The sequence below is a fragment of the Clostridium sp. Cult2 genome (genome assembly GCF_021655075.1).
Lineage (GTDB): Bacteria > Bacillota > Clostridia > Tissierellales > Tepidimicrobiaceae > Schnuerera.
Genome location: NZ_PPXX01000070.1, coordinates 1 through 5,116, shown reverse-complemented (window position 1 = coordinate 5,116; position 5,116 = coordinate 1). Strand labels below are relative to the sequence as shown.

General features: G+C 29.0%; 8 protein-coding genes. All 8 read right to left on the bottom strand.

What is annotated here, in order from left to right:
* Positions 1-45: 45 nt before the first annotated feature.
* The 8 genes from C3E90_RS07910 to C3E90_RS07880 all read right to left on the bottom strand — a co-directional run bounded on the left by C3E90_RS07910 (position 46) and on the right by C3E90_RS07880 (position 5,015).
* On the bottom strand, positions 46-246 hold the full coding sequence (locus C3E90_RS07910) for a cold-shock protein (RefSeq protein ID WP_005588972.1): 201 nt from the start codon (positions 244-246) through the stop codon (positions 46-48).
* Between the two features lie 145 nt (positions 247-391).
* Positions 392-1,126, bottom strand: coding sequence for a class I SAM-dependent DNA methyltransferase (locus tag C3E90_RS07905; RefSeq protein ID WP_236915103.1), 735 nt, complete (start codon positions 1,124-1,126; stop codon positions 392-394).
* Positions 1,127-1,148: 22 nt separating this feature from the next.
* Complete coding sequence (locus C3E90_RS07900; RefSeq protein WP_336513020.1) at positions 1,149-1,361, bottom strand: small, acid-soluble spore protein, alpha/beta type; 213 nt, start codon at positions 1,359-1,361, stop codon at positions 1,149-1,151.
* Positions 1,362-1,392: 31 nt separating this feature from the next.
* Positions 1,393-2,337, bottom strand: coding sequence for a CPBP family intramembrane glutamic endopeptidase (locus C3E90_RS07895; protein ID WP_236915101.1), 945 nt, complete (start codon positions 2,335-2,337; stop codon positions 1,393-1,395).
* A gap of 92 nt (positions 2,338-2,429) precedes the next feature.
* Entirely contained in the window at positions 2,430-2,957 is a 528-nt protein-coding gene (gene hpt, locus C3E90_RS07890; RefSeq protein ID WP_236915100.1) for a hypoxanthine phosphoribosyltransferase, read from the bottom strand.
* A 25-nt stretch (positions 2,958-2,982) separates the two neighbouring features.
* Positions 2,983-3,108 carry a hypothetical protein gene (locus C3E90_RS13295; protein ID WP_272879095.1) on the bottom strand — a complete coding sequence of 42 codons (126 nt, stop codon included), beginning with the start codon at positions 3,106-3,108 and terminating at the stop codon, positions 2,983-2,985.
* Positions 3,109-3,250: 142 nt separating this feature from the next.
* Entirely contained in the window at positions 3,251-3,913 is a 663-nt protein-coding gene (locus C3E90_RS07885) for a single-stranded DNA-binding protein (protein ID WP_272879096.1), read from the bottom strand.
* Positions 3,914-4,244: 331 nt separating this feature from the next.
* Positions 4,245-5,015, bottom strand: a complete 771-nt coding sequence (locus C3E90_RS07880; RefSeq protein ID WP_236915098.1) for a polysaccharide deacetylase family protein — start codon at positions 5,013-5,015, stop codon at positions 4,245-4,247.
* Positions 5,016-5,116: the final 101 nt, after the last annotated feature.

Sequence of the window (5,116 nt, the reverse complement as noted above, 5' to 3'; positions counted from 1 at the left end):
GGCTTAATTTGCTACCGTTATAAAACATATAATAGAGAATCAGGTTTATAGTTTAATAACATTAGTAGCTTGAGGACCTTTTTCTCCTTGAACTATTTCGAATTCAACATTTTGTCCTTCTTCCAAAGTTTTAAATCCGTCGCTTTCAATTGCTGAATAATGTACGAATACATCTTCGCCCTCTTCTGTGGAAATAAAACCATAACCTTTTGTTGCGTTAAACCACTTTACAGTACCTTTTACCATTTAAAACATTCCTCCAATACAACAATTTAATAGATGAGTCCTATGTATCATCTACCTTTTTCTTAGTCTATCACAGTTTAGATATCCTTGTCAAATAATATTCCCAAAGATTTTATTAATTATTCCTTTTGCATTTATCCTCTAATCAAGGTAATGCAACAAAATTTACCCTTTCACTTTTTTTACCAGGCTTATCTAATGTAAATCCATTATAATAATATATTTCAGAAAAATTAGCAAGTCCAAGTAATTCAACTATTTCATCTATCTTGTAAGCCTTTTCTATATGATACTCATCAAATCTTTTATAATAGTCTTTAAATTCTTTAACAAAAAATGTTAGATAAAATTCCGATAGATTATTTTTTTCATCAAAATAATTTTGCCATATATATAACAAATTTTCCTGGTCTTCAATAAAGGTATTATTTCCTATTACTTCTTTCAATTTATAATAGGAATTTATATCAAATATAAATATTCCATCAGGATTAAGATGGTTCTTCACATTTTTAAAAGTATTTAATAAATTATCTTTATCTATTATATAATTTATGCTATCGCATATGGAAAGGACTCCATCGAATTTTTTATTTAATTGGAAATCAATCATGTTTTGGTTTAATATATTTACATTTTTAAACTCTCTTAACTTATTATAAGCAATACTCAACATATCTGTTGATAAATCAAAGCAAGTCAAATCAAAACCATCTTTAGCTAAATAATAGGATAGATTACCAGTTCCACAGGCCATCTCTAATACGGATTTAGGATTTTTATGGAATTTTTCCATTATATCTTTAATATATGAATACCATTCCTTATAGTCTATGTCCATCATCAACTGATCATATAAAAATGCAAAGTCCTCATACATCTTTTTGTCCCCCTTATGACATCTACTCTTTTTTCTTATTCATATTCCTCTTTCTAACAGTAATCAATCCACCTATTCTGCCAGATTCTTTAGCTGTTAAACCTCCCCAGCCTACCTGTTCTATTTTATCCATAAGACCTAATTCTTCAGCAATTTCATATTTCAATTTATCTTCTAAAGTTTCTTTTTTATTTTTTTTCTTGTTTTTCTTTTTCACATCTTCCCCTCCTAAAATCTATTATTAGTTAGGTTAGATGGTTTTATTCTTATATGAAAAATATATGATAATTCCAAAAAATAAATATTAATGTAAATACCCATAATGGAAGCCTTTCCCAACTGCTCATTTTTTCATTTTTGGTTCTACTCATTAAAATTAGTTCATTATAAGTATTGTCCATTTCTATAGGGTCTTTTCTACTACTTGGTAAGGATTTAATCAGCTTAATTAGTATAAGTCCTAAAAATATAGCCAATAATCCTAATGTGATAAAGCTATATATCATCATAATCCTTTCAGGCAAAACAACCGAAGAAAATCCTAAATTCTGTTCTAGATTAATATATTTATAACCAATGGTCAAGGCTATTGTATTATTAATAGTATGGCCTAATATTGTAGATAGAAGGGAATCAGTCTTTGAGGCTATTATTCCAAAGATAATTCCTAAAAATATTGGTCCTAGTAGATTTTGTAAATTAAAATGGAACATTCCAAATAAAATGGCAGAATAGATAATTGCTTTTCTCTTTCCTAAACTCTCATAGGAATTCATTATCAACCCCCTAAACATTGCTTCTTCGCATATACCTGGGGTTAATGCTATGATAATAATACTTAATAGATATTCATTTAATGTGGAAGGTATAGGTACAGGGTTTGAAACAACTTGACCAAATTTGGCTAATACCATTATTCCTATAAAATTAAAGAATATAGCTATCGGATAAGAGAATAAAACTATGAAAATTATATAAATAGATTGTTTTAGACTAATCCTATTTAATCTTAAAACTTCCTTTATTGAATAACCGCTAAGTTTTATATACAATAAGGTAGGTAGTAGTATAATCAAATATTCGGTTATAAGAAGACCAGTATATACTTCTTTAAATTGAGCCTTGGCTCCTAGTGTTATTAGTAATAAAGCGATGATTAAATATAGAATATTGGTTCCTAAAATGCATGGGCCCTTTTTCTTATCTATCATAAAACACACCTACTTTTTTATATTTTTAATAACATGCCTAGTATTATATCACATTTTAAGTTAAAAAACCTGCAGGCTTAACCTCCAGGTTTTTAATCATCAAATGTAAATATATAAGGAATATTTCTATAATAGTCTCCATAATTTAGCCCATATCCAACTATGAATACATCGGGGATTGTGAAGCCTACATAGTCAGGAGTTATGTTGGCCTTTCTTCTACTAGGCTTATCTAACATAACACATACCTTAATGGATTTTGGTTCTTTTTGGGCGACAAATTCTACCACTTTGCTCATAGTATATCCAGAATCCATAATATCGTCCACTATTAATACATGCTTATCTTTTATATTAGTCCTTATATCGGTGATGATATCTACTATACCTGAAGTAACTTCATCATGGCCATAACTAGAGGTAGTCATAAAGTCTATATTTACAGGAATTTGCAAACAACGTACTAAATCTGCAGCAAAAACAAAACTTCCCCTAAGTAATGATATGACAACAATATGGCTACCATCATAATCCTTGGATATTTCCTCCCCTAGTTCCTTAACCCTTTTTGATATTTTTTCTGAATCAAATAATACCTTTGGATTTTTATCTAATTGCAATTTCTTCTCCCCTTTCTTTGCATTATCATCTTAATCTGTTCCTTAATATTTCTTTAATCTCTTTTATTTCCAATAATATTTTGTTTAGAGTATATTGAAGACTTACCAGTATAATTAGGACTGAAATAACAACAATAGCCTTAGTATTCATTAATCTTCTCCTTATCTCTAATTTTGAATTCCTTTATAACTTAATATATTGTGTTGATTATAACATAAAACAATAAGTTGATAAAAGATTAAATTGAAAAAATGTCTTCTCATAGGATTATGAAAAGACATTTCTTAACTCCTTATGCTTCTTCTTCACAAAGATCTAACCTATTGTTGTCATTTTCAAAATACTCTAGTTTGGATATAGACACTTCGTAGGCTACTTTTGTTTCTACTTCCTCGTTACTATATTTTTTCTGATACTCTCGGCTTTGAATTCTTCCCCATAGTCTAATATGGTCTCCTACCAATAGCTTTTCACAGAATCTAGCATTTCTTCCCCAGGCTATACAGGGTATGTAATCAGATTTGTTATAGGCTCTATTTACAGCAATAAGTAAGTCAGAAATTTCTCTTCCAAAAGGAGTGGTTCTATAGATAGGTGATTTGCAGATATAACCGTCTAGATATATCTCGTTAGGAGACTTTAACAATTCATTTAACTCCTCCTCATCTTCTAAAGCCTTAATATCCCTTGCAAATACTGTTAGGACCAATCTACTAGTATTACTCACATACCGATTATAAGAACGTAGCTGGCCATAAATTTGCACATAAGAACCTTTGGATAAATCCATATTTACTATTAGCCGTTCAGATATTGTAACTGGTAAAACGTCCACAGAATTGCTTAATCTTGGAACCTCTAAATCAAAATTATAAAAACCCTCTCCGTACATTTCATGACTAAATTCCATTGGTGTTTTTACCTTCCCAATAACCTCTACCATATTTGTGTCCATTCTCTTTTCCACTAATATCATCTCCCCCTTATTCTTATGTATTTCATAATCTATAACTATGTTTATTCGCTGAATCTCATTAATATGATAAAGCTATGAATTATTTTGTATAGATTAGAAGGATTTACCGTAATCTATAGATTATTATTCATTAGTAAACGTTTATTTGCTAATATTTTATCAAATCTAGGCCAATTTTACTAGCTAAATTTATGAATCAGCTAATTAATCTATTAGCTGATTCATAAACTCCCTGCTATTTTTGAAAATTCTTTTTCAATTCTTTCATTGAAATATAAATACATCTATATAGTTGTTTTTTGTGAATTTATTATTTATTTAATCTTTGCCTGCCTGTATTATCCATATAATAATTATCTTTATAGATTAATTCTGAAATAGGGACTATCTGATATCCCTCATTTTGAAGTCTCTCAATAACTATTGGCAGGTATTCTAATACGTGTTTTGCATTGTTGTGAAATAAAACTATGGAACCTTTCCCTATATTTCTTGTTACTCTATCTACTACCGACTGAACCCCTAGTTCTTTCCAATCTAAGGAGTCTACATCCCATTGGATTACATAATAACCATTCTCTCTACATAGATTAATGACCCTATCATTATAATCACCAAAAGGAGGTCTAAATAGGATTGGCTTTTCTTTTATCAGTTTTTCTATTTTTTCTCCTGTTATGTTTAATTCTTTAACAATTCCTTCATCTGAAAGTTTAGTCATATATGGATGGTTTGTAGAGTGATTCCCAACGTCATGACCTCTACGATATATTTCCTTTACATGCTCTGGATATTTGTCAACCCAAAACCCTACTAAGAAAAAAGTGGATTTTACATGGTATTTATCAAGTATATCTAAAATGCCTATGGTGTAATCATCACCCCAAGCAGCATCAAAACTTAATGCTATTTTTTTCTCATCTGTTTCCACACTATAAATTGGTAGCTCCTTTTTATAAGAAAATACTTCAAAAATATTACTGTTGGTTTTTATAGTAGTGTAAGTTATGGAAATCATAAGTATAAATGCCAGTATTACTATTCTATAGATAATATTGGGTTCATTATATGTTTTTTTCAACAAATCACCTCCTAGGATATCTTTAATACAATTTATTCTCATAATTTCAATATATTACCTTCAATAAAAAACTCTATTTTGGATAATATTAAAATAAAATT

Bases quoted from the DNA above. Each gene is read 5' to 3' on its own strand.
- C3E90_RS07910 (WP_005588972.1), bottom strand. From the start codon at position 246: ATGGTAAAAGGTACTGTAAAGTGGTTTAACGCAACAAAAGGTTATGGT.
- C3E90_RS07905 (WP_236915103.1), bottom strand. From the start codon at position 1,126: ATGTATGAGGACTTTGCATTTTTATATGATCAGTTGATGATGGACATA.
- C3E90_RS07895 (WP_236915101.1), bottom strand. From the start codon at position 2,337: ATGATAGATAAGAAAAAGGGCCCATGCATTTTAGGAACCAATATTCTA.
- C3E90_RS13295 (WP_272879095.1), bottom strand. From the start codon at position 3,108: ATGAATACTAAGGCTATTGTTGTTATTTCAGTCCTAATTATACTGGTA.
- C3E90_RS07885 (WP_272879096.1), bottom strand. From the start codon at position 3,913: ATGGACACAAATATGGTAGAGGTTATTGGGAAGGTAAAAACACCAATG.